At 35.5% G+C, this 26767-nt stretch carries 18 protein-coding genes; 16 read left to right on the top strand and 2 right to left on the bottom strand.

What is annotated here, in order from left to right:
- Positions 1 to 36: 36 nt before the first annotated feature.
- On the top strand, positions 37 to 687 hold the full coding sequence (gene upp / locus AXA65_RS01330; RefSeq protein WP_063968340.1) for a uracil phosphoribosyltransferase: 651 nt from the start codon (positions 37 to 39) through the stop codon (positions 685 to 687).
- A 73-nt stretch (positions 688 to 760) separates the two neighbouring features.
- Here the strand turns inward: upp and AXA65_RS01335 are convergent, their stop codons facing one another.
- Together AXA65_RS01335 and glgP are read right to left on the bottom strand one after the other, a co-directional pair.
- Positions 761 to 1417, bottom strand: a complete 657-nt coding sequence (locus tag AXA65_RS01335; protein ID WP_063968341.1) for a ComF family protein — start codon at positions 1415 to 1417, stop codon at positions 761 to 763.
- Positions 1418 to 1515: 98 nt separating this feature from the next.
- On the bottom strand, positions 1516 to 3168 hold the full coding sequence (gene glgP, locus AXA65_RS01340) for an alpha-glucan family phosphorylase (protein ID WP_063968342.1): 1653 nt from the start codon (positions 3166 to 3168) through the stop codon (positions 1516 to 1518).
- A 282-nt stretch (positions 3169 to 3450) separates the two neighbouring features.
- Between glgP and AXA65_RS01345 the strand changes: the two genes are divergently transcribed.
- The 15 genes from AXA65_RS01345 to AXA65_RS01415 all read left to right on the top strand — a co-directional run bounded on the left by AXA65_RS01345 (position 3451) and on the right by AXA65_RS01415 (position 26767).
- Positions 3451 to 4230 (top strand): hypothetical protein, encoded by a 780-nt coding sequence (locus AXA65_RS01345; protein ID WP_063968343.1) that lies wholly within the window; start codon positions 3451 to 3453, stop codon positions 4228 to 4230.
- A gap of 612 nt (positions 4231 to 4842) precedes the next feature.
- Positions 4843 to 10569, top strand: coding sequence for a choice-of-anchor D domain-containing protein (locus AXA65_RS01350; protein ID WP_165596551.1), 5727 nt, complete (start codon positions 4843 to 4845; stop codon positions 10567 to 10569).
- 150 nt (positions 10570 to 10719) lie between these two features.
- The gene (locus AXA65_RS01355) at positions 10720 to 11010 is read left to right on the top strand and encodes a hypothetical protein (RefSeq protein ID WP_063968345.1); all 291 of its coding nucleotides are present in this window, start codon (positions 10720 to 10722) and stop codon (positions 11008 to 11010) included.
- A 46-nt stretch (positions 11011 to 11056) separates the two neighbouring features.
- A complete protein-coding gene (locus tag AXA65_RS01360; protein WP_063968346.1) occupies positions 11057 to 11662 on the top strand; it encodes a sugar transferase in 606 nt (201 codons plus the stop codon).
- Positions 11663 to 11665: 3 nt separating this feature from the next.
- Positions 11666 to 12634, top strand: a complete 969-nt coding sequence (locus AXA65_RS01365; RefSeq protein WP_063968347.1) for an ATP-grasp domain-containing protein — start codon at positions 11666 to 11668, stop codon at positions 12632 to 12634.
- Positions 12627 to 13265, top strand: coding sequence for an HAD family hydrolase (locus tag AXA65_RS01370; protein WP_063968348.1), 639 nt, complete (start codon positions 12627 to 12629; stop codon positions 13263 to 13265). Before AXA65_RS01365 ends, AXA65_RS01370 begins: the two co-directional genes overlap by 8 nt.
- A 151-nt stretch (positions 13266 to 13416) precedes the next feature.
- Positions 13417 to 14550, top strand: coding sequence for a DegT/DnrJ/EryC1/StrS family aminotransferase (locus AXA65_RS01375; protein ID WP_086048030.1), 1134 nt, complete (start codon positions 13417 to 13419; stop codon positions 14548 to 14550).
- Positions 14551 to 14567: 17 nt separating this feature from the next.
- The gene (locus AXA65_RS01380; RefSeq protein ID WP_063968420.1) at positions 14568 to 16499 is read left to right on the top strand and encodes a polysaccharide biosynthesis protein; all 1932 of its coding nucleotides are present in this window, start codon (positions 14568 to 14570) and stop codon (positions 16497 to 16499) included.
- A gap of 104 nt (positions 16500 to 16603) precedes the next feature.
- A complete protein-coding gene (locus AXA65_RS01385; protein WP_228391596.1) occupies positions 16604 to 17344 on the top strand; it encodes a polysaccharide biosynthesis/export family protein in 741 nt (246 codons plus the stop codon).
- A gap of 20 nt (positions 17345 to 17364) precedes the next feature.
- A complete protein-coding gene (locus AXA65_RS01390) occupies positions 17365 to 19689 on the top strand; it encodes a GumC family protein (protein WP_063968351.1) in 2325 nt (774 codons plus the stop codon).
- A gap of 9 nt (positions 19690 to 19698) precedes the next feature.
- Positions 19699 to 22065 carry a GumC family protein gene (locus AXA65_RS01395; protein WP_063968352.1) on the top strand — a complete coding sequence of 789 codons (2367 nt, stop codon included), beginning with the start codon at positions 19699 to 19701 and terminating at the stop codon, positions 22063 to 22065.
- 15 nt (positions 22066 to 22080) lie between these two features.
- Positions 22081 to 23619, top strand: a complete 1539-nt coding sequence (locus AXA65_RS01400; RefSeq protein WP_063968353.1) for a lipopolysaccharide biosynthesis protein — start codon at positions 22081 to 22083, stop codon at positions 23617 to 23619.
- A gap of 3 nt (positions 23620 to 23622) precedes the next feature.
- Positions 23623 to 24861: an EpsG family protein gene (locus AXA65_RS01405; RefSeq protein ID WP_063968354.1), complete on the top strand. Its 1239-nt coding sequence runs from the start codon at positions 23623 to 23625 to the stop codon at positions 24859 to 24861.
- The gene (locus AXA65_RS01410) at positions 24861 to 25724 is read left to right on the top strand and encodes a glycosyltransferase family 2 protein (RefSeq protein ID WP_063968355.1); all 864 of its coding nucleotides are present in this window, start codon (positions 24861 to 24863) and stop codon (positions 25722 to 25724) included. The genes AXA65_RS01405 and AXA65_RS01410 overlap by 1 nt, the downstream gene beginning before the upstream one ends.
- A complete protein-coding gene (locus tag AXA65_RS01415; RefSeq protein ID WP_063968356.1) occupies positions 25721 to 26767 on the top strand; it encodes a glycosyltransferase family 4 protein in 1047 nt (348 codons plus the stop codon). Before AXA65_RS01410 ends, AXA65_RS01415 begins: the two co-directional genes overlap by 4 nt.

Consider the following 26767-nt stretch of genomic DNA (forward strand, 5'->3'; position numbering starts at 1 on the left):
CAAATTTTTACGATATTTACCCACAAAATAGACGAAATGCTAAAAGTTTTATCAGAAGAATTCTCACTAGTGAATTCCTGGATCAATGACCTTCGAAATGTTGAGGTACAAAATGACCGTTTAAAATTCCGAAGAAATATGGAACGCATCGGCGAAATTGCCGCTTTCGAGATCAGCAAAACTTTGAATTTCATTGACATAGAGATCACCACGCCACTTGAGAAGATCGCCGTAAAAGAAATCGAAACACAACCAGTGATCACCACGATTCTTAGAGCTGGCGTTCCATTATTCCAAGGGATTCTCAATTATTTTGATAAAGCAGATTGCGGATTTGTAGCTGCTTATAGAAAACATGACATCAACGATTATTTTTCCATCAAACAAGATTATCTGACTTGCCCGAAATTGGACAATCGTCCACTCATTGTAGCTGATCCAATGTTGGCAACCGGCGCTTCACTCATTGAAGCCATCAAAGATCTTTTGACTAATGGAAAACCAACTTCAATCCATATCGTTGCCGCGATTGCAAGCAGGCAAGGTGTAGAAACCATCCAAAAAGCTTATCCTGAAGCAAATATCTGGATCGGTGCTTTGGACGAAAGTCTGACTTCAAAAGGCTACATCACACCAGGTTTGGGCGATGCAGGCGATTTGTCTTATGGCGAAAAACTACAGAGATAAATATTATAAACGATAAATGATAGATGATGATCGATCACTCATCAATTATCATCTATCAACCATTTATTTATATTTACATGTCCATTGCCATCACCAATAAACTGACTCTCACATTTTCGGAATTGCGTAGGATTTCCCAAGCGATATTTGAGCTTGTGTTTCCGGTGGTGTAAACGTCATCGATCAATAATATGTGTTTATCATGGATCTTTTCGGTCAGCTGGTAGGCATTTTTTGTTTTCAGGCGTTCGTTCTGGTCTTTCTTTGCTTGCGCTTTGGAATGTTTTATTCGTTGAAGAAGAGAATGGCTGATTGGAATTTGAAAATGCTTTGCCAATTCATTTCCAAAAATATGAAGTTGATTGTAGCCTCTTTGTTTTAGTTTTTTGGGATGGAGTGGAACTGTAGCGATCAGATCTGGCTTTTTATCTTCGAAGTTTAATTTCTCGATGGCCCATTCTGCGAGATTCTTCCCGATCTTTTCCCGATGGTTATATTTCAATTGATGAATGATCTTTTGCGCTAGACTTTCCTTTTCATACAGCATCAATGAAAATGCATTTTCAACAGGGAAAAGGAGAGAAACCTTTTCCTTCAAATCATTATTTTCTGAGAATTGATGATGGGAAAAATGAATATTGTCTTTGCAGATCTCGCAAACGATCTCATTCTTGTCAATCAATTGATTGCAATCCAGACAGCGGTTTGGGAAAAGAAAATCGAAGATCATGATCGGTGTGTTTCTAGAAACTAAATTAAAAAATTAATTCAAATAAAAAAGCCTTTCAGAAAATCCGAAAGGCTTAAGTAATTTATCTAGGCGAGGAATTAATACAACAACTTGTAATATTCATCAGCCATTCTATCACTTCCAAATTGGATCTTTACATCATCCATCGCAGTGTGGACGATCTTTCTCCATTGGTCTGGCTTTTCGTAATAAGCAGGGATGATCTCTTTTTCCAAAACATCATAAAGATTATTGAGGTCAAAATTATCTTGCTCTATCGTTGGCCAGTTGTCGTAATCCGCTTTAGGCACTACAAATGAGTTTTCGCCGTGTTTCGCAAATTCCGGGATCCAGCCATCATCAGTCGATAGGTTGACGGATCCATTCATAGAAGCGGTCATTCCACTGGTTCCGGAAGCTTCTCTTGGAACTCTTGGATTATTCAACCAAATGTCCGAACCTTGCTTCAAAGCTTTGCTTAATGACAATTCGTAGCCTGTAAGGACGGCCATGTTTTTGTGATTCTTACTTTCCTCAACCAAATTGTTGAAAGTTGAAATTGAGCCGTAATCCATCGGGTAAGGTTTTCCTGCCCAGATGATCTGCACCGGATGTTCTTTGTTAGATAGCATTTTTCTGAAACGCTCTTTGTCTGCCAAAAGTAGATCGGCTCTTTTGTAACCTGCGAAACGTCTTGCCCAAACGATGGTAAGGACTTTCGGGTCGAACATATTTCCGTTCTGGTCTGCAACGATACGGAAAGCTCTTTTCTTAAGGTATGCTTTTCTGATATCAAATTCCTCGTTGTCGCCATCCTCTTTATGTTGATAAAGTGCTTTGTCCGACCAATATTTGAATTCCTGAGCGTTGGTAATCGATTTGATCTCGCAGATGCCCGGATACTTGTTCCACATTTCTCTGGAAACTACACCATGCAACTGGGAAACGCCATTCGCAACTCTCGCCATTCTCAAAGCACAAAGCGAGTGGTTGAACCTGTCATCCTGAACGCCTTCGATGGTTTTGACCTCATCGATTGTCAATCCGCAGAAGTAGGACATATCGTGGCAAAGGTGGATGTTGTGTTTTTCGTTTCCTGCTTCTTCTGGTGTGTGTGTTGTGAAGACCAATTTTTCTTTCACTTTATCCAGATCGCCACCATATTTTCTTAATAGATAAAATGCAGCCGGCAATCCGTGCGCCTCATTCAAGTGGTAAACTTCTCTTTCAAAATTCATTTCGTCCAAAAGTTTTGCACCACCTTTTCCAAGAAGGATGTATTGCGCCACTTTGGTAGATTCGTTGGCGTCGTATAATTTGTGGCAAATGGTTTTTGACAGGTGATCGTTCTCAGGAACGTCTGTGCTCAGGAAGAACATTGGACAAGTTTTGAAAGTCTCTGGAGCCAAATACCAAACTTTTACCCAAACCGGAGCGTTGTGGATCTCGATCTGGAATTTGATGCCCGTATCTTCTAAGAAACTGTACATTTTCTTGGTCCAGATCGGATTCAGGGTTTGATCCATATTTCTGCTTTGGTCGTAGTAACCATATTTCCACAAGATCCCGATTCCCACGAAATCCTGTTTCAAATTGTAAGCACTTTTCATATGAGAACCTGCAAGGAATCCCAAACCACCGCTGTAGATCTTAAGCGCTTGGTCTATCGCAAATTCCATGGAGAAATAAGCTGTTTTCTTGGTGTAATCTGGATTGATGCTGTAGGGCATCTTGAAGTTTTTAAAATCCATTCGTATTATTATTTTTAAGGTCTTGTCTATACGGCTGCAAATATAACAATTAGTTTTTTGTACAGTCAGTTACGGGATTATAATGTGGAAAAATTCATTTATCCGATCAGGAATTCCACTGTCATTGCTTGTTTGTGAAGCTTTACTGATTTTGTATCGGTTCTTTACCTTTATTCTTTCTACTTGTTTTTGTTTTCTTTATTATTAAATTTAATTCATATAAGTGTTTTGTAATCAATTATTTATTAAATTTAAACAGGTTTAATTTCTAATAAAATCAAGATGATATATTGTGAAGACCTTCAGAAGAATTTGGACGTTTGTATGGCTTCCAAAACCGGCAGATCGGACAATCTGGTAAAGTGGTATGACACCATCGGCAGTGCCAATCTGCACGAGCGGGAGGAATATCAGAAGAAGACAGAGCTCCTTTTGCTCAGTACTTTATTTGCTCATTATCCAGATATAGAAATCGAAAATCTGACAGGCGAGAGTCCGGATTTCATCATCAATTATCAAGGAAAAAGCATCGGTGTTGAGGTTTCGGAGATCATCAATCATTTTGAACTCAAGAAAAAGGAAAGTTACATCAATCATATCTTTCGAACAGTGGAAGCTTTGCTTTCGGATTACAAAAGTCTTTCCGGGATCTATTACCTCAGCATCGATTATCATCAGGAGGATTTTTACCAGCAGCCAGAGCAATTGATCAAAGAAATATCGTCCGCGATCACCAATAACAAGAATACCAAATTTGTCAAACATATCAGAAGAACGCCCCATCATAAGGGCGTTCTTTTGTTTTTGGAGTACCGTTTTTCCTTGTTCGATGAGCTACATTCCGAGAAGATCCGCCAAGTGATTGAAAAGAAGAACAGCAAGTACAAACTTTATAATTCCAAAGCCAAAGAATGTTGGTTGGTACTGGTCTCCAATATGTACAATATCGCTTCCCGATACACCTACATCCACGCTAAAGAAGAGTTGAAAAACATCAGCAGTCCGTTCTCCAGAATCCTGCATATCGAGAATCTGCATAGTCAGATGATGGTGATCAAGTAAGGTTTTAACAAAAAAAGTTAACCACAAAATCGATTATTCCACAAGCTATGAGATATTATTCATATCATTCTTTGAACTCGGACGTATTATTTTTAAGAAAAAACCACTGTTTTAAGGTATTTGAGATGTGAAAAACTTTATTGCTATTCAGTGAATATTAAACAATGGTTTGGTTAATTGATTACGTTAATGTTAAATTTTTAAACAAATTGCAAAGAATTCAATAAATAGTTTACATTTGCCTTCGAAAAAAAAATTTAACACAAATGAGAAAAGATTTACTCTTCGTTCTTCCATAGAACCGTGTTCGTTGTACTTTTTATGCTGACATTCGTGAGAGGATTGGGGCAGAAAACTTATTCTCTTGTTACTTCAACAGGCGATTTGACTGTAGGAAATAAGTATTTAATTGCAAATGGTAGTTCAGGTAGCGTTAATTTGTTAGGCTCTCAATCTACAAATAATAGAACTAAGACAACAGCTACGACTGTGACTGGAGGAAATCTGACAATTACTCCTTCAACAGCCCCCGCTGGAAGTGGAGCTTTTGAAATCACATTAAATGGTTCATCAGGTGCATGGGTTTTATACGATGCAGTAAACAATATAAATTTGGGACCAGATGTAGGTGGTACTGGTAATAATCATTTGAAATCGAATCCTTCAGCTACCTATTCAATAAGCTTTAATACAAATGCTGCAATCATTACTGCTGTCACTTCGATAAATACTAATGGTCGAAATATTATTAGACATAATTCAGTTAGTTCAATTTTTTCAAGTTACGCATCTGGTCAAGCTGCCGTGTATCTATATAAAGAAGTTCCATCAACATCTCCAAATCTTACAATTACCGGAACCCCAACTAATCACGGTGCTGTATGTCTAGGTACGCCAGCAACTTCAGTACAATATACTATAATCAATACTGGGACTGCTGCTTCAGGAATTAATGTGGTATCCAACAACCCTGAATTTGCTGTAAGCGCATTATCTTCTACAAGCATTCCAGCTAGTGGTGGTACTGCAACTTATACGGTAACTTTTACACCCACTACAGCCGGGGCAAAGACGGCAACAGTTACTGTGGCAAGCACTACATCTGGAAGTAATGCTCCAACAAGTAATTTAGCAGGTACTGGAACAGCTGCTACTGCAGGAGCAGTAACAACCAATACGGTTGGGGCTATTACGGCCAGATCTGGGGTGTTGAATGGTACAGTAACTTCTATTGGAAGTTGCCCTTCAATAGACTATAAAGGATTTGTAATTTCACAAACATCACAAAATGCCAACCCAACTGCTGGTGGTCCTCTTACTGGTACTATTAATATTAATGATAATAATCTTGGCGCATTTACCAGTACACCTAACGGATTAATTTCCTCTACACAATATTCCTACACAGCATTTGTCAGAACTGGCCAAAACTATACTTATGGTGCTGTTCAAACGTTTACAACATTGCCTGCATTAGGAGTTACAGGAACTTTAGCACACGGAAGCAGTTGTGCAGGTGTATCGACCACGCCAATTACTTACACGCTTACCAATAACAGTGTAGCTACCGTAACGGGTATTAATGTTTCCTCTAACAATACCGAGTTTGTAGTGGGAGGAGCACCTGCAACATCGCTTGCACCAGGTGCTTCTACAACTTACACTGTAACGTTTACGCCTGCTTCTTCTGGAATAATGAGTTCTACGATTTCAATCGCTAGTTCGCAGCCTACAATCACAAATTTGCTTACTGGTACAGGTTTAACACCTGTTGCGCAAGCAGTTGGTACTACGTCTGCAACGGTAATTACAGGTACTGCAGCAACATTAAATGGTAATGTTACCGCTGTAGGAACTTGCCCTGCAAGTATTGAGAAAGGTTTTGTTTATTCTGCTACCTCGATGAATAATGATCCTTTAATTGCTGGAGCCGGGGTGACAAAAGTAATGGTTGCAAGTGTAGCAACTGGTACCTTTAATACTGCATTGGCCTCATTAACAAACGGGACATCATACAGTTATAAAGCATATATTTATAACGGTACGACTTACACTTACGGAGGTGTTCAGACTTTCACAACTGCTTTTTCTGGAACATTAAATAATGTGACGGCCACAAAAGCTTGTTTGACAGATGGTGGTGGAACTATATCTTGGACTGCTCCTGCTAGTGGCGTAGTACCAACGGGGTATATGTTGTTCGCAGTGACCGGGGCAACTACACCTGCTGGAACGCCCACAACAGCGCTAACAGATTATGCCAATGCAAATAGTAACTATTCCGTTGCAACCAATAATGCAACGCCTACAACTTTAGGCAAATTATTATACAAAGGAAATGCGACGTCCGTGGATATTTCCAGTCTTACAGAAAATACAGCTTACTCCTTTATGGTGTTGGCATATCAGGAGGGCGGTTCTTTGAGAAGATTTGCTGCCGGTACTGCTGCTAGTAGGGCGCTGGGTGTCTCTGCACAGGATGATGTGAAATCATTTGTTGAAACACCATCCAATGGACAGGTAACACTTAATTGGACACACAATAGTGCAGCAAGTTGTTTTGATGAGGTTCTCATAGTGGCCAATCAAGGAACTGTTGTCTTCATACCATCAGGTGATGGAAGTAGCTATCTTGCGAACGATATCTATTCTTCAGCGAATCAAGTTGTCTATAAAGGAACAGCCAACTCAAAGGCCATTACAGGTTTTACTAATGGCACAGAGTATTGTTTTAAAATATTCGTGAGAAGAGGAACAACTTGGAGCGATGGGACAAGTGTTTGTGTAACGCCAGATATTGTCTACTGTTCTTCAAATGGAAATATGTCTTATCAGACAGGCGTAACTTATGTGAAATTCAAAGAGATTGAAAATGCAACCCCAACCAAAACTCAAGCTTATACAAACTATTCGACACCTAAAGCTAATGTTGTAAGAGGGGAAGTTGTTCCTCTCGCAGTACGTGTAAATACAGCAGGGGATTTTTTAGTCAATACCAAGGCTTGGATTGATTGGAATCATGATGGTGATTTTGCCGATTCAGGTGAAGAGTTTGACCTAGGTACGGCTTTTGGTCAGGCAGATGGAGCAACGACCCTTTCACCTATCAATATCACTATTCCCAATACAGCTTACTTAGGAAATGTAAGAATGAGAATCAGTGCAATGTATAATACAGTACCCACTTCTTGTGCTACAGATTTTGATGGTGAAGTGGAAGATTATACAATTACGATAACGCAACCTACAGGCCCAGAAATCAATATTAAAGGAGGTGGCATAAGTATTCCAAATAACTTTGAAGAACCTTATGGTCTTAATAATACATTGTTTGCGTCTACTAGTCTGGGCTCTGACTCAATAGAGAAAGAGTTTACGATTGAGAATTTAGGTTTGGCCAATCTTAACCTTGCCGGCACTCAAATTGTGAATATTGTAGGATTGAATCCTTCAGATTTTGTGGTTACTCAGCAAGCTGTTTCGCCTGTTGTAAATGGCGTTGCAACATCCTTTAAAATCAAATTCCATCCTACAGTTGCAGGTGTTCGCCAAGCAGATGTTAGCATTGCAAACAATGATTCTGATGAGAATCCTTATGTTTTTAGAATTCAAGGGACTGGAACATGCGCCAATTCTCTTTGCGTAGGTGCCTCTCCAAGTTCTGGACCTGTGAATACGATTGTCACATTCACATCATCGATAGATGATTTAAGCGGTGCTACAATTACTTATAATGGCATTGCAGTTCCTTTACTTTCTGTTAGTTCCAACAAGATAGAAGTTGCACTTCCTGCAGGCTCTTTAGATTCTAATTTTATACTAAAATTACCAACTGATTGCAGCTTTACGCATGATTTTGATGTTGTAAGTTCTGTAACAACTAATTGTGAAGCATCTTCTGGTGGGTCATCTGCGACACCGGCATCAAATCTTATCATTTATGAAGTTTATGATGAAAAGGTAGGGTCAGTCGGAGTTATTTCATTATTCAACAGGACAGGAGCAACGGTAGATCTAAGCGGATATTCTATTTCGAGAGCAGGAGATTATGGTGGGACGTATTCAACAATAGCAAACCTTTCTGGGACAATTGCCACGAATGCTGTCGCTGTAATAGGTGTCAGCGGTTCGAATTGTGGTATTGCGCCAACTAGTAACGGTAGCTTCGGTTCTACTGGTTTTAATGAAAATGATGGTTTTAGATTGATGAAAGCGGCATCTATTATCGATGACGTACACGCGCCAAATATTACCGGATATTATCTGAAAAGAAAAAATGAGTACCTTTCTCCTAATAGTGTTTTTGATGCTAATGAATGGACGAATCAGGCTCTTTCAGCAGGTCAATGCCTTCCTGCTACCGAGGTGGCACAGCCTCCTGTTACTAGGAATCCACCTTTAGTAAATACACAACCTACATACTCACTTTCTTGCGATATTGCTAGCACATCATTGGCTATCACCGCAACAGAAGGTTTTGCTGGAGGTAACGGATTGACTTTCCAGTGGTATGAGTTGGGAAGTACGGGAAATTGGAATGCCATTTCAGACGGTGGTGTCTATTCTGGAACTACCTCTCAGACTTTGATGATCAGTGATGTTACAGGTCTGAATAATTATCAATACTACTGTCAGGTAAGAGAGAATACTGCAACTTGTTTCACGGCGACGAATGCAGCTCGAATCAAGGAAGCAAGCAATACTTGGTCAACTAATGTTTGGTCAAATGGAACTCCTGTTTTGGCTAGTAAAGTTATCATTGCAGGGAACTATGATACACAGTTGAATGGAGCTTTAGATGTTTGTGAGCTTACTGTGGTCAATCCTGGAACTGTGGTCGTGAAACCAAATAATCCTATCACAGTCAAAAAGAGAATTATCAATAATAATACAGCTGCTAATAGTTTTATAGTGGAAAGCGATGCCAACCTTTTGCAAGTTGATAATGTAATAAACGAAGGGAATGTCAAAGTAGAAAGAAATGTGGTAGATATGAATAATATATCCACACATATGGATTATGTCTATTGGAGTTCTCCGGTATGTGATCAAACGATCAAAGGCGCAAGTGGGTTCTCACCAAATACCCCAAATAGCGGTTTCCAACAATATAATGAACCAACTGACAAGTTTACTGTCACTGCGGATTCAAAATTTCTAAGGGCAAAAGGTTATGCGGTGCGTGCAGAGTCTGGCGTGATTCCAGGATCCAGTCCTTCTCAAAATTATGGGGATGGCTACGCTAAGACTTATGCTTTTACAGGTGTACCTTTCAACGGTAGCTTCACTTCTCAAAATCTGCAAAAGTCAACTGGCACAGATAAGGGGTATAATCTCATTGGGAATCCATATCCTTCCAATATTGATTTTGACCTATTATATGGGCTCAATGGCAATGAGGCTAAAATGTATTGCTCGGCTTTCTTCTGGACCAATAATACATTTACCCCACAGCAGATGGGCTCCGGCTATACAGGGAATAATTATGTGATTTACAATGGAACAGGTGGTTCCCCAGCAACTTATGACACGGAGGATACATTCTATTCTGTAGCACCAAATGGTAAGATAAAAGTTGGTCAGGCTTTTATTATTCAGGCGAAACTGGCTGGTACTATCGATTTTGATAATAGCATTAGGGTGTCGGATAATGGAACTTTTTATCAAAAGGGCGCCGCGAAAAATAGATTCTGGCTTACGATGACTTCGCCTAATAATTTGGTCAATACAATACTGATTGGTTATATAGCTGGAGCTACGAACAATTATGAAAAAGATTTTGATGGAGAGTTGTTTTCAGTTGGTTCGGATTCATTCTATTCCACCTTGGGAGCTAAGAAATTGGCAATCCAAGGTAAGGCAGATGATTTTTCGGTAGAGGATAAAATTCCGGTAGGGAACGTGTATTCTATAAATGGAAATTATACAATCAAATTACAGACTGGAGAAGGCATCTTCAATCAAACTCAAAACATCTATCTCAAAGACAAACTGCTGAATAAAACAATCAACTTGAGTAATGGTGACTATACTTTTACCGCTGTGAAAGGTACAGATGCAACCCGTTTCGAAATCGTTTATAAAGATGACCTGGTTTTAGGAACGGATGCAGCAACAAAATCAGATTTCATTGTTTACAAAGATGGAACGGATTATGTGATCAAGTCTTCCAAGTCTTTGGGTAATGTAGAGGTCTATGATGCGGTAGGAAGAATGGTTGTAAGTAAAAAAACAACGGCGAATAGTATTAGGCTAGATGTTGCGGCTCTTGTTAGTGGTGTTTATATCATAAAGGCTGAAAATTCCGGAGATGTAACAACCAAGAAGGTCATTAAGTAATGTCCATAAAAAGTGTTGCATTAATTAGATTTAACATTAGGATATAGAGGTTTTATTAAATTTTTATATCTTTACAACTTGAAAATTATGTTTATTTTTAAACTGTCAATGAGAAAGTATTTCATTTTATTATATATAACATTCAGTGTTATGTCTTTTGCCCAGTTCAAAGAGAATGTCTTTGACCAGAATCAAGTACCTGCCGAACAGCAAAATTCTCCCAATTTAAATGCTGCACAGCAGGCTGAGGCCACGCCAGTTTTGGCTCCAGATGGAGAAGCTTCTGAATCTGCAATGGGCGTTCCAGGACCAGGTGATCAGGAAGAAGGTCCGGGTAATCCGGGAGAGCCAGTACCAATCAATGGATATATTCCAGTATTGCTACTAAGTGGTTTGGCTCTTATCTTTTATTATCAGAAAAATAAAAAAATTAATATTTAAAATTTACAAATCCGAAATTGATTAATTTCGGATTTATTTTGTCATTATGTATAGAAACATCGTTAAGCCGACTTTTGATTTTTTGTTAGCCTTGGCTTTGATCATTATTCTTTTTCCAATATTTATTTTATTAATTGTCTTGCTGTATTTCTTTAACCAAAAAAATGTGTTCTTCTTTCAGCAGAGACCTGGCAAGAATGAAAAGGTGTTCCAGATCGTGAAATTCAAAACAATGACCGATCAGAGAGATGCTATGGGCGAACTGCTTCCGGATGCATTAAGGCTGACCAAAGTGGGAAAGTTTGTGAGGAAAACCTCTTTGGATGAACTACCGCAGTTGATCAATGTTCTGAAAGGCGACATGAGTTTCATCGGGCCAAGGCCACTTCTGGTACCTTACCTTTCAATCTATAATGAAGAGCAGAAAAAACGACATCTCATCAAACCTGGTATCACCGGTTGGGCGCAAGTAAATGGTAGAAATACAATTACCTGGACGCAAAAGTTCATCTATGATGTCTATTATGTAGAAAATATTAGCCTGGCATTGGATGTCAAGATCTTTCTGTTGACGATAAAAAAAGTGATCAAAAGTGAAGGCATCAATACTGTTGGACAGGCAACAACAGAAAGTTTTAATGGGAATAATTAATTAATGAAGACAAATATTTTAATCACTTCTGCAGGACAAAGAGTTTCATTGGTTAAGGCTTTTCAGACAGAGCTTAGGAAAAAGTATCCAGATTCAAAAGTGGTAACCGTGGATCTACGTCCGGACTTATCGCCGGCTTGTCACGTTTCAGATTCTTATTACAAGATCTGTAGGGCAAACAATGAAAATTATGTCTCTGAACTATTAGAGATCTGCGAAAAAGAAAATATCGGGATGGTGATCCCGACAATCGATACAGAACTAAGGATTTTATCTGAAAATAAAGGTCTTTTTGATGCAAAGGATATTCATTTGATAGTTTCTGATCAAGAATTTATAAAACATTGCAGGGACAAAAGAGAACTCAATGATTTTTTCAAAAATTACGACATCAGGTTTCCTCAGCCGGTGGACAAATTTAATCCTACATTTCCCCTATTTATCAAACCTTATGATGGGAGTTTGAGCAAGGATATTTTCATCGTCAAGGAAGCGGCTCAACTGACTGATTTTCATCTCACTCATCCGAAGTTCATGTTCATGGAATATGTGGATCCTGAGTTTTATAAGGAGTACACTGTGGATTGCTATTTTAATAAAAGTAATGAACTTTCCTGCGCTGTTCCTAGACAAAGAATTTCTGTACGAAGTGGAGAGATCCATAAAGGCATCACAGCGAAGAATCACATCATCGATTATTTAAAGGAAAAGATCAATACAATTCCTGGTGCGATCGGTTGTATTACCTTTCAATTGTTTTTTAATAAGGATAATAATGACATCATTGCGATCGAGATCAATCCGAGATTCGGTGGCGGATATCCATTGTCCTATGAAGCTGGCGCCAACTATCCAAAAATGTTGATAGAGGAATATTTTGAAAACAAGAATATCGACTATACAGACAATTGGGAAGATAAATTGTTGATGTTGAGGTATGACGCAGAAGTTTTGGTAAGAGATCATGAATAAGAAATATATTGTTTTCGATCTGGACGATACACTCTACTACGAATTGGATTTTCTCCGGTCGGCTTACAGAGAGATCGCTGAAACATTATCCAAGGAAAATGCTGACGAGCTTCATCAAAAAATGTTGTCGATGTATGAAAATAAAAAAGATGTTTTTGAGTTTCTTTCCTTAGAGTATGACTTTCCAAAAGAATCGTTGCTCAAGATTTATAGGGAACATTTTCCGAATATCGTTTTAAGAGAAGGTGTCAGAGATATTTTGGATCATTTGAAAGGTCAAAAGGTCAAAATGGGACTTCTGACAGATGGAAGGTCGCTAACGCAAAGGAATAAGATCAAAGCTTTGAATATTGAGAACTATTTTGACAGGATCATCATCTCTGAAGAATTTGGTTCCGAGAAGCCAGATGAGAAAAATTACGCCGCGTTTTTGGAGCAAGGGTTTGATTATTCCTATATCGCAGACAATCCAAAAAAAGATTTTATCACCCCGAAATTCTTAGGCTGGGAGACGATTATGATAGAAGATAATGAGGGGAAAAGAATACATCAGATCCCCGATAATCTAGAATCAAAATGGATAGCAGAAAAAATATTAGGTTGGGATTATTTTTATAACTTAATTAAGTAACTTTGCAAAATCATGTAAGATAATTAACTATATTTTATTTTTTAACAAAAAAAAATAAATTGATTTTTAGGTTAAAAAAGATAAATTTAATTAATATCATTGAAGAAAATATTAAAATAATTAATATTCAATAAACAATAAGTACGAAATAATGGAGGCTAAAATTTGGCTGTCATCACCTCATATGGGAGGTGGGGAGATGGGATATATTCAGGAAGCATTTGAACATAATTGGGTTGCTCCATTAGGCAAAAATGTAGACGAATTCGAGATTGCCATACAAGATTACCTTCAAGAAAATAAATTTGCAGCTGCACTTAGCTCTGGAACGGCCGCTTTACATTTGGCCTTGATCCAATTGGGAATTGGCTACGGAGATGAGGTGATCTGTCAATCCTTTACTTTTTCCGCGACTGCAAATCCCATAAAATATCTTGGCGCAACCCCAGTTTTTGTAGATTCTGATAAAACCAATTGGAATATGTCCCCAGAATTTTTGGAAATTGCCATTCAAGACAGGGTCAAAAATCACAAAAAGCCAAAAGCCGTGATTGTGGTTCATCTTTATGGGATGCCTGCAATGATGGATGAGATCCTGGAAATCTGTAATAGATATGAGATTCCATTGGTAGAAGATAGTGCAGAATCTTTGGGGTCAAAGTACAAAGGACGTAGATGTGGTACATTTGGGGAATTCGCGTTACTTTCCTTCAATGGTAACAAGATCATTACAACATCAGGAGGAGGTGCTCTAGTAACCAATACCAAAGCGCAAAAAGAAAAGACTATTTTTCTCTCAACCCAAGCCAGAGATCAAGCGCCACATTACCAACATTCCGAAGTGGGATATAATTATAGATTGAGTAATATCTGTGCCGGAATAGGAAGGGGGCAGATGGAAGTCTTGGAGGAAAGGGTTTCGCAGAGGAGAGCGAACCACGACTTTTACAAAGAATTATTTTCAGATATAGATGCTGTAGAGGTTTTTAGTGAGGTCAACTCAGATTTCTACTCTAACCATTGGTTGACAAGTATTACCTTACATAAAGATTTAACGTCCAGAACCACCGAAGAATTGATGTCTGCATTTTTGGATAGAAATATAGAAACGCGTCCCTTATGGAAGCCTATGCACCTTCAGCCAGTTTTCAAAGATTGCCCATATTATGGGGAGAACGTTGCTGAAGAATTATTCAACCAGGGTCTTTGCTTGCCTTCTGGTTCCAACCTTACAAATGATGATAAAAAAAGGATAAAAGATGTAATAGTTAACTTCCAATTTTAAAATTGCCACCAAAAGAAATGGAGAAGGTTAAAAATCCTAAGAGATTTTCACTTAATGATAATGTATTGGATCTTTCGGATCTTAAGTTCCTGCCAAGATGGGTCATCTTGTTTATTGACATTTTAATAATATTCACGTCATTATTAGCTTCCCATTTACTCATCATGGGTCTGGAGGTTCAGCACTACAAAGTTTTTCCACTCGCCTACGTATTTTTGTTTATTGTGGCTGTGAATGTTTTGTATATGTACATCTTCAAAACTTATCTGGGTGTAATTAGACATTCTACATTTGTCGATCTCTTCAAGATTTTCCTTGCCAACTTATGTGGTGTTTTGACGGTTATCATTATTAATTATACTTACTACTTAAGTGTTCACGAAAAGGTGGTCCTCATTCCGTTCCTGGGATTGTACTTTGCTATTTCATGTTTGTTCTTATTCGTTTTCAGGCTTTGTGTCAAAGGTTTTTTTAATATTATCAAAGAGAACAAAAGAAGTTCTACAAGAAAGAAGATATACATTTTAGGAGATGATGACACTTCTGTTGCTATTGCGCAGGTTGTGCTCTCCAATCCAAATTTGCCATTTGATATCCAGGGTTTTATATCCTATCATGATAAAAGAGTAAGTATCAAACTTCTGGATAGGCAGATCATCACAAAGACCAATTTTATCAATAACCTCAGAGATGGAAAGAAGGAGGTAAGCGGTGTGTTGGTCATCAAAGAAGCCTTGCAGAAGGAAGAACTTGATTTTTGGGTCAATGTATTTTTGGAGAATAACCTTAAAATATACAAAGCTCCGAACATGCAGAAGCTCCGGAGCAATGAGATCATCAATCATATCAATACCATCCAGATAGAGGATCTCTTGAATAGGAGACAGATCAAACTGGACAATATGGAGGTGAAGAAAAGACATTTCCAAAAAACCGTGTTAGTTACAGGTGGTGCTGGATCTATTGGTCGTGAGATCGTAAGGCAGGTCGCTCTTTTGGAGCCTTTGCAGATCGTTATCTTGGACCAGTCAGAAACGCCGCTTTATGATACAGAATTGGAAATGAAGGAAACTTATCCTCACATCAATTTCAAATTTGTTTTGGCAGATATTTCAAATAAAAGCAGGCTTGAACCACTATTCAAGAAATATAATTTCTCTATGGTCTATCACGCCGCAGCGTACAAACATGTTCCTATTGTTGAAGATAATCCGCATGAGGCTGTTCTTGTAAATGTGATGGGGACTAAGAATCTGGCATCGCTCTCATACAAATACAAAGTCAATCGTTTTGTGATGGTCTCCACGGACAAAGCAGTGAATCCCACCAATGTGATGGGTGCTTCCAAGAGGGTTGCCGAGCTGTTTGTTCAATCCCTACAGAATATCGAGGGTAATACTACAAAATTTATTACGACACGATTTGGGAACGTTCTAGGATCTAATGGTTCTGTAATTCCACATTTCAGGAAGCAAATAGAAAAAGGAGGACCAGTCACCATCACTCATCCGGATATCGTTAGATACTTCATGACCATTGCAGAAGCCTGTGAATTGGTTTTGAATGCTGGTACCATGGGACATGGAGGTGAGATCTATGTCTTCGATATGGGCGAGGCAGTCAAGATTTTGGATCTTGCAAAAAGAATGATAAAACTATCCGGATTCGAACCAGACATCGATATAAAGATTATCTACACTGGACTCAGACCAGGAGAAAAATTGTATGAAGAGTTGCTAAGTGACAATGCGCGCACATTGCCAACTTCTCATGAGAAGATCATGATCTCCAAAGATCCGTCTATGGATTTTCAGGAAATTGATGAATTGACGGAGCTTGTTATTGATTTTTCAAAAAAAGAAGAGAAGCAGGAAATCGTGAGGATACTAAAATCTATCGTAAAAGAATTTAAAAGCAATAATTCTATTTATGAATCGTTAGATAAATAAGAATCCCTATATTTGCAGACCTCAAATTTAAGAAAACATTTATGAAAAGAGTTTTATCCATAATTTTTATGGCTTCATTGTTTTGTGTAATCTTTTCATGTAAAGTGAAGGATAATATCGATTACATGAAGAATATTGAACAAACAGCAATCAATACGTCTCTTCAAACATCTACTTTTACAATACAGCCAGGAGATCAATTGATGATTTCTGTTACGGCTAAAGATAATGACGTGGTGAAACCCTTCAATCAGAATTATTCTTCCGGAGAAATTTCGCAATATTCGCTTTCAAGTAGCAATTTGCCAATGCAGGGACAAACTTCTGTCTCTGGACCTTCATATTTAGTTGATTCCAAAGGCAATATTCAATATCCTATTTTAGGAGAATTAAGTACTAGTGGGAAGACCATTGAGCAGTTTCGTGATTTATTAAAAGAGAGATTGAAACAATATGTAAAAGAACCAGGAGTCAATGTACGAAATACCAATTTCAAAGTAACGGTTCTTGGCGAGGTAACCAAAACGGGTACTTTTTTGATTCCTGATGGACAAAGTATGAGTATTCTAAGCATATTGGGTATGGCGGGAGATCTTACGATATACGGAGAGAGGCAAAATGTCTTGATTGTACGCAATGTCGATGGCAATACGACAAAAGAATATATGGACCTTACCAATGCAGAGTTATTCAACTCTCCATATTATTATGTGAAACAGAATGATGTTATTTATGTTTCTCCAAATAGAGCGAGAAAGGGTTCATCTTCATTCGGGCCACAGACTGGTGTCTACATCTCCGTTGCATCTGTTATTGTAGGACTTTTAGCTTTGCTATTTAGATAATTCATTTTCAGTTCTTCTTGATGGAAAAAACGAATATTAACCCTTCTGATATAGATATTAATTTGCTAGTTAAACCCTACCTCAATAAATGGTATTGGTTTCTCTTTAGCATTACGATTGCTTTGATTCTAGGCTTTCTATATGTGAAAACTTCTGTACCAGTTTACAATGTCAGAGGTGCGGTTCTTATAAAAGATGCAAAGAAATCTTTAGGAGCTGGGGTTGGTGATATGGGTGTTTTGGAGGGTTTGTCGGGATTTGGGGGTATGAGTACCAATAGCATAGAAAATGAATTGGAGGTTTTTAAGACAAAAAAACTTGCTCGGGATATAGTTTCCATTCATCATCTTCAGACGACTATTTATTCCAATACAGGAATTACAAAAAATGAACTTTTTGGTGATACGTCTCCAATCGTTATTCACATAATTAGTGAGAAAAAAAATAAAAAATTTCCAAGAGAACCATTCGTTGTCAATTTTGAAAAAAATAAATTGATTCTAAAATCCAGGAAATTGGATTACACTCATGATATTCAATATGGTAGATCTATAAGTTTACCATTTGCTAATATTATTATCACAAAAAATAATTCGTTTGATAAGGAAAAGGCTGGAAATATTGGAGATGAATTGGAGGTTCACTTTTCTACTTTAGAAGCAGCATCCTCTGATATTCAGAAAATGATGCTCATAGATTTGGCAGATAAGGATGCTACTGTTATCAATCTTTCTATCAACTATCCACAGACGGATAAGGCGAAGGTTATCATAAAAGCACTGATAGATGCTTATAATAAAGAAGCTATTCTAGATAAGAACTCAGAATCCCAAAAAACAAAGGAGTTTATAGATGAAAGGGTTACAAAGATATCGAGAGAATTAGGAGATGTAGAATCAGAAAAAGAGCGATTCAAAACAAATAATAAGATCACTGACCTTATGACAGAGGCCAAGATAAATCTTGAAAGTTCTGCAGATGCAAAAAAAATTCAACTGGAACTAGATGCTCAGTTAGAACTCACAAATGATCTGATTTCGTATCTCCATAGACAGAATGATAATCAATTGCTACCTGTCAATATAGGACTAAACAATGCAGAGTCTAATACAAGTATTGCTACCTATAACAAAATGATTTTGGATAGGAACAGATTGCTGGAAAATGCTACTCCTCAAAACCCATTGGTTCAGGATATTAGCCAGCAAATCATTTCTATGAAACGATCTGTGTCTGAATCTTTGCAAAAGAACAGGACAGCACTTCAGTTTTCTCTTAATGAATATCAGTCTGAACAGAATAAAATCGGAAATCAGATAACTAAAATACCTTTACAGGAAAAGTTGTTTAGGAGTCTTGAAAGACAGCAACAGATCAAGGAGAGTTTGTATCTTTTGTTGCTCCAGAAGCGCGAAGAAACGGCAATCTCGTTAGCTGTGGTTGCACCCAAGGCACGTATAGTTGAGCCAGCATATGTTTCTGAGAAACCAGTTGCTCCAAAAAAAATGATTATTTTCTTATTCTGTATGGGGCTAGGAGCCCTCATTCCATTTGTAATCATATATCTTAAGTATTTGATAAGTACAAAAATTGTATCCAAAAATGATTTGAAAGTTTTAACAAAAATTCCAATTTTAGCAGAGATTCCCGCTGTAGGAAAGAGTATTTCTCATACAATTAAGACAAATGATTTTTCACAATTAGCAGAAGCGTTTAGAATTTTGACGACCAATATTGGTTTTATGTTGCCAAAAGAAAAAAATTGCAAAGTAATTTTTGTAACTTCTTCTATCAAGGGCGAAGGAAAAACCTTTGTTTCTATGAATCTAGCACTGTCACTTTCTAATTCTGATAGAGTCGTATTGATCGGTGCAGATATTAGAAATCCGCAGTTACAAAGATATAATCAAAATAGAAATCCAGGAAAAGGCTTAACTGAGTTTTTATATGATGATAACACTCGTATTGACGAGATTACCTTTAAAAATCCAGTCAACGAAAAGTGTGATATCATCTATTCTGGAACAATACCTCCAAATCCGACCGAGTTGTTGAAAAATGGCCGATTGGAAATTTTACTGCAAGAATTAAAGGTAAAATACGACTATATTATTATTGATACAGCGCCATTATTATTAGTAACAGATACTTTAACAATTGCACAGTATGCTGATCTCAAATTGTATGTTACTCGTTCCAATTTTACAGATAGAGCATTGATAGAATTTGCTAATGAGGCTGTGGAGACTGGAAAATTGAATAATGTTGCGTTTGTCCTAAATGATATCACGAAGCAGAATTTTGGATATGGAAATAAATATGGCTATGGCTATAATAATAAATAATTTACTTAAATGGAAGTAACGAAAAGAGAAGAAGAAATCAATTTAAGAGAAATCATCAAACCGTACACAAAAAAATGGTATTGGTTTTTTATATCGGTAATTATTACCACAATTCTGGCAATATCTTATATCAAACTTACTGTGCCAGTTTATAAAATACAGTCATCTGTATTGATTAAAGATGCAAAAAAAATGTCTAGTGCATCCGGTGATTTTGGAGTTTTAGCAGGTCTAGGAGGTTTTGCTGGAATGGGAACTAACAGTATTGAGAATGAGTTAGAAATATTCAAATCTAAAAAAATAATTGAAGATGTTTGTAAAGATTTAAAACTACAAGTATCGATATATTCTAAAGAGAAATTTCATGATGTTGAACTTTATAAAGATACAAATCCTTTTATAGTTCATGTTGTTAATGAAAAACCATACGAGGAGTTGCCAAAGAAACCTCTAAGTGTAAGGATAAATGGCGAGAAGATAACAATTTCTTCTGAGGAGTTTAAAAAGGACATAATAACTTCATTTAACAAAATTATAAGTCTGCCTTATGCTAATTTTATCATTCAAAGAAACCCCAAATTTATTGCAAAAAAAGTTAAAAATTTAGAATTAAAAGACTTTTATTTTACATACTCTGAGTTCTCAAAAGTGGTTGATGATAATCAAGAATCCATACAGGTGGATCTCACCGACAAAGATGCTACAGTTATTAGTTTATCGATGAATCATCCTAATAAAGATAAGGCTAAGGATATGCTAAATTTCCTTGTCGATAAATACAATGGATATGCTATAAATGATAAGAATGCAGAATCTAAGAAGACGAAAGACTTTATTGACGAAAGAATTTTGTTGATATCTAGGGAGTTGGGTGAAGTAGAAAGTGATAAGGAACGCTTTAAAGTTGATAACGATATTGTTGACATTGGAACAGAAGCCAGGATTAATCTGCAGTTAGCTAATGAGACTAGAAGGAAAAGTATTGAGCTTGAAACTCAAATCGAAATAAGTAAGATGCTTTTAGGTTATATTGATAATCAAACAAATAATTATCAGGTTCTTCCTACCAATATAGGGCTAGATAATCCTTCTGCAACGTCCAATATTACCGCCTATAATAAATTGGTGATGGATAGGAACAGGCTTTTGGAAAATGCGACTTCGGAGAATCCTTTGGTAAAAGAAGTTACAAAAGATCTTGCTGGTTTAAAAAGTGCCATGAGAGAAAGCATTCAGAGATATATAATAAATCTGAATGCATCAAAAAATCAAGTTGATACTGAAAACAGATATAGTGATGTGGAAATTCAGAAAGTGCCAAGACAAGAAAAACTATTTAGAAATATAGAGCGACAGCAACAAATCAAAGAAAACTTATATTTATTATTACTTCAAAAAAGAGAAGAGGCTGCAATATCTATGGCTATTACGGATAATAAAGCCAGGGTTGTGGATAGTGCGTATGTTTTGAAAAAACAAGTTGCACCTAAAAAAATGATATCTATTTTGGGAGCCTGGATAATTGGTTTTTTAATTCCATTTGGTGTCATTTATAGCAGAGGATTATTAAACAACAAATTAATTAGTAAACATGATCTAGAGAAACTAACATCAACAGCTATTCTATCAGAAATTCCAAGACTTTATAAAAAAGATGGCGAATTGATCATAAATAATGATGTCTCTCCACTGGCTGAATCATTTAGAATTTTGGTAACGAATCTTAATTTTATGTTGCCAAAGACAGACGAGGCAAAAGTAATTTTTGTAACTTCTACCATAAAAGGTGAAGGTAAAACATTTGTTTCTGTGAATACTGCATTAGCACTTGCAACACCAATTAAGAAGATTTTGGTCATAGGTTCTGATATCCGAAATCCTCAGCTTCAGAGATATAATCCTGTAATGAAAAATGCTAAGGGGCTTTCTGAATATCTTTACGGTGAAATTGTTGATTCGGGAGAAATTATTCATCCAAGTGGGTTTCATCCAAATTGTGATTTTATTTACTCGGGTGTTATTCCACCAAACCCAACCGATTTATTACAAAATGGTCAATACTCTAAACTAATAGAGTCTGTAAAAGATATGTATGACTATATCATATTAGACACAGCACCTCTGATGTTGGTGACAGACTCTTTCCTGATTTCAGAATTTGCTGATGCAACTCTCTATGTAACAAGATCTGAAATGACAGAGAAAGACTTCATCGATTTTGCTAACAAAAATATCTCGTCTAATAAAATTAAAAATGTAGGATTTGTTTTGAATGATGTTCACAGGACTAATTTTGGATATGGTAACAAGTATGGTTATGGTTACGCTGGTACATCTAATACTAGTTTTCTTAAAAAACTTTTTGGTAAGAATTAATTTTTCTTTTTTGAAATGGGGAAATCTAGAACTCAGAAAAGCATAAAAAATGCAAAAGTAGCTTTGTTATTTTATGCCATCTACTTTGCAATACAATTTTTTTCAAGAAAAGTATTTATTGATTATCTGGGGGCAGAAATTTTAGGCCTCAATACCACTATAGCTAATATGCTTAGCTTTCTGAATATAGCTGAATTGGGGATTGCATCTGCAATTTCCTACGTTTTGTATAAACCTTTGCATAATAACGATCAAAATACTATTAAAGAAATTATTTCTATACAAGGTTGGATTTACAGGAAGGTAACGTTATTTGTATGCATTATCACGGGTGTAATTCTATGTTTCATACCTTTTATATTTCGGAAAACGGATATTCCTTTAGTTTTTATCTATTCTACATTTTTGGTATCGGTAACAGGTATAATTTTAAGTTATCTGTTTAATTATACTCAGATTTTATTTGTTGCGGATCAAAAAGAATATAAAATTAATATTGTAAATCAGGGTTTTAGAATATTGAAAATTTTTTGTCAAGTAATAGCAATTATTTACTTGGAGGATGGATATATTTACTGGTTGATTCTTGAATTTGTTTTCACAATTGTGTCAGCATATTTTCTGCGCAAAGTCCTAAAAGATCATTATCCGTGGCTAAAATTAGAATTAAAAAAAGGAAAATTTTTTAATGAAAAATATCCTGAAATTCTGAAAAAAACTAAGCAATTATTTGTACATCAGATATCACAATTCATTTTAAATCAAGTTACTCCTCTTATAATATTCAGCTACTTGAGTCTAACTATGGTTGCTATTTATGGCAATTATATGTTGATTGTCAATGGGATTGTCTTATTTATAAACGCTATGTTTTCTGGGGCTCAAGCCGGTATTGGAAATATGGTGGCAGAAGGTAATAAATCAAAGATAATCGATTTTTTTGGAGAGTTTGCAGTTTTAAAATATTGGATGATATCTATTATTTGTTTTGTATTGTTCTTACAAACACAAGCATTTGTAAGTTTGTGGGTAGGTGAAAAATATTTGTTAAGTGTTACAGAATTATACTTACTAATTATTTATTTGTTCATACTTATCACACGAGTAACGGATGGATTTATTTATGCATATGGTTTGTTTAATGATGTATTTGCACAGATATTTGAAGTGATATTAAGTATAACTCTATCCCTTTTTTTAGGAAAATATTGGGGATTAAGTGGGATTTTGTTTGGTGTTGTATCTAGCCAATTTCTTTTAATGATGTGCTGGAAGCCGTTTTTTCTTTTTACAAAAGGTTTTAAAATTAATTTTGGTGTTTACATCAAAAAAGTAATAATCTATTTTTTATGTATAATTATTTCTTTTTTTGTTTCATTAAGATTATTCAACATCATAGTTTTTCATGCTAACAATAATTTTTTGTTTTGGATTATCAACAGTTTAATAGCATTGATTATTTATTTTGGGGTTAGCTTCTTTGTTTTTTCGTTGACAAGCAAGGATTTCAAAAAGATCTATAGTAGGTTTAAATTAATTTTCGTGAAAAGGTAAGCTATGAATAAATTGTTATCCTACAAAAAGGAAAATATTTTCCAGTACATATTTATATTATTAGCTTTCTTGGTTAGTTTTTATATTTCTATAGCTTTAGGGCTTGTTATTTTTGTGTTTTGTATCGCTGTTTCAAAGAAAATAGCAAAACTAGCATTTTACTTTGTTTGCTTCATATTTGGATGTATATCATTTACACAATATACTAATACCAGCATTGGTAATTATGATATCATTTCATATTATTCGGTCTACTACTATTATCTTTCAGATTTTTCATTCAATGAATTTATCGTAATTGCTCTAAGTCTTGGAGATATTTTTTTCTATTTTGTATCATTTATCGTTGCACAGATTTTCCCTTATGACCCTCGATTTCTGAGTCTTGTCCTTACAACTTGTACTATGGGATTGTTGTTCTCGTCCATAGATAATTTTTGTCAATATTATCAAAAAGATAATATTGAAGGTGAGATAAGCTATAACAGACTTCAGGTCTTTGTTTGGATACTTTCATTTTTTATTATCATAAGTTTTCCGAATTTGACAAATGTTTTACGACAGTTTTTAGCAATGTCATTATTTATTTACGGTGTTTCAAGAAAAACTGTAGGAAAACATTATATAACATTTTTTGTTTTAGCATTGTTAACGCATTGGAGCTTATTGATTTATATATTATTGTTTTTTGGATTCAATGCAATGAAGAAATACGATACATTATTACTTATAAGTACACCATTCTTTGTTATATCTTTTATTATAGTGATTAATTATCTCCCACTATCTCAAAGAATTGTAAAAGGCTATCTTTCTGGTAATGAAATTTTAGGTGTCGATAAAACCCTGATTGCTATCAATTTTGTTATACAGCTTCTCATGCTCTTTGTAACTTTTAGATTGCGGAAAAACTACAAAGAAATTTATATTATTTTATTATTTAGCGTTGTATATTCTCTATTATTTATTACAAATACGACGATAACTATGAGGCATTATTATTTTATTTCTATGTTAGGTACAGTTGTTCTAATGTGTGCTTGCATATCTAGAAGTCCTATATTGAATTTACATAAAGAAAATAGAATTATTTTATTCTCTGTATTCTGTCTTTTTTCATATTATAACATTAAAACTATGGTCGAAGGAGATTTCAGCTATTTAATTTTTGAAGAAAATCTTTTATTTACTTCTCTTCATGATGTTTTTAGTTCTAAATTTGATATTACAATAATTAGATAATGATAACAGTTATAATTCCATCTTACAACAGAGCTCATTTATTACCAGAAATAATTCCCTCCTATTTGCAAGGTGCAGTCTCTAGAGTAGTTTTAGTTGATGATTGTTCTATAGATAATACAAAGGAAGTCATTAAAAAATTGCAAGTAGAAATACCGATTTTAGACTATATCAGATTGGATAAAAATAGTAGACAAGCATATGCCAAAAATGTAGCTATAGAAACTGTTGAGACGCCGTGGATCTATTTCGGAGATGATGATAGTGTACTTTATCCTAACAGTTTAAAATTTCTTTTGCAGACTTGTCAAGAATATGATGCTGATATATGTGGAGCAAAAGCGCTTTATATGAATGACGACGAAATTGATTTAGAAAAAAATGTTGCAATACACAACATACTTTTGCCTACTGGAAAGCTTATTGCAGACCTTAATACTTTAGAAACTAATTTTCAATATTCTGTCGTACAACCAATATCGGTTCCTATCGTTCATGCTTCTGCATTAGTAAAGACAGATGTCGCAAAAAGAATCAAATTTGATCCATCTTATATAGGTAACAGTTATAGGGAGGAGACTGATTTCTTTCTAAGATCTTTCTTGGAAGGAAGTAAGATCATGTATGATTCTAGAGCTGTTCAAATTAACTTGCCTAGAAAAAAAGCAAAGGGAGGCTCTCATTCTTCTGGTAAAATAAAATGGTATTATTATACAGTTGTCAACAATCATCGTTTTATGAATAAAAATTGGAGTTCTGTTCAAAAAAAACTGGCTATTAAAACCCCACAGATGATTATGGAAATCAAATTTTTGTACAATCTCTTCCTTGGAGCTTCAAAAAATATAATATCTAAGTTATGATTGAAAAAAGAAATTGTTATTTAGTATCATACAATGGTCTTTCTAATGCTGGAGGTGTTGAAAAAGTGAGCTATTATCTAAATAAAATACTGCAAAAAAGAGATTTTAATATTATTCTTGTCGATAAACAATTAATTGAAGAAAGTTTTTTAGGTAAATTGTTTGGAATTATCTTTAAAAAAGTTCCTATTACGGTTTTTACATTATTAGCATCGTTTTACATCAGATTTTATAAGAAACGTGACGATATATCAATCACTCAGGGTTTTAATGCGCCATTCTTGAAAACAGATTATCTATATGTTCACGGAACAATGCGTGGATACGTAGAAAGTGTGGGACAAAAAAAAACATTTGCTTTGAGAATGTTATTTTTTCTAGAAAAAATTGCAATTAAGAACGCAAAAAAAATTCTCAGCGTCTCTCAAAATGCAATAGATGAAATTGAGAAATTTTATACTAAAAAGCAATTAGATTATTCAATAGTAAATAATGGTGTGGATAGTGATAATTTTTTCCCCAACATTAGTAATCTTCCAACATCTCAGATTACAGTTCTATATTGTGGAAGATTAGATGAAGGTAAGGGATTGTCCCAACTTTTAAATCTTGCGGCAGAAGCTGAACAAGACCCAAAAATCAAATTCTTAATTGCTTGTAATAATAATTGTAATACTGATTTATTCAGAAAATTTAATCGAACACAGATAAATATCGGTCTAAGTTCTGATGACATGAGCTTATTTTACAATAAAGGCAATATACTTTTTTTTCCATCTTTGTATGAGGGGTTTGAAATGGTAAGTCTCGAGGCTTTATCTTCTGGTATACCAGTATTAGGTAATAAGGTAGGGGCAGTAGCAGAATTGAAAAAAAATAATGCACCTGGTGTTTATATAATAGATTATTGTAGGCCAATACTTAAACAGATTAGAGAGATTGTTGACCAAAATAATGATAAACAATATTTTTTACATCAATATTATAAATCAAAATTTGATATTGTAGTGTATGCTGAAAAGTTAAATAAAATTATTAATTAA

The organism is Chryseobacterium sp. FP211-J200, assembly GCF_001643375.1.
Taxonomy (GTDB): Bacteria; Bacteroidota; Bacteroidia; order Flavobacteriales; family Weeksellaceae; genus Epilithonimonas; species Epilithonimonas ginsengisoli.